We start from the raw sequence: 355 nt of genomic DNA, 5'->3' as shown, positions 1-355 counted from the left end.
ATAGTAGTGATGAGATAAAAACCATAACTATCCGAAATCAAAGCAATATCTACTCGAGTATTGAAATTATAAAACTAGATGATGAAAGCTTTATAACAAATAGTCAAATAAATAAAGTTATAGAGGATTTAAACTCTTATGCAAACGATAATGCTATAAATCTAAATAGTCATAATGATATGAAAAACAGTCCTGATATCATTCAAATCTATGCTAATGGGTGGAGTTAAAAAAAATTGACCTACTTGCTTTTAAAGCAAGTAGGTTGCTTAAGCAAAAGTATTGTATAAATTTAATAAACATCTAACTAAATTTTAAGTATAATAAAAGTTGAAAAATTTAAAACTCATAAAAT

The 355-nt window shown here is 24.5% G+C and carries 1 protein-coding gene; it reads left to right on the top strand.

Annotation, left to right across the window (positions count from 1 at the left end):
* On the top strand, positions 1-230 hold a 230-nt coding region (locus tag F1B92_RS08950), incomplete at its 5' end, for a hypothetical protein (RefSeq protein WP_195836349.1).
* Positions 231-355 lie beyond the last annotated feature (125 nt).

It is taken from the genome of Campylobacter portucalensis (genome assembly GCF_009690845.1).
Taxonomy (GTDB): Bacteria; Campylobacterota; Campylobacteria; order Campylobacterales; family Campylobacteraceae; genus Campylobacter_B; species Campylobacter_B portucalensis.
Note: the sequence above shows the minus strand (reverse complement) of the source record. Positions and strands in the feature narration are given on the sequence as shown.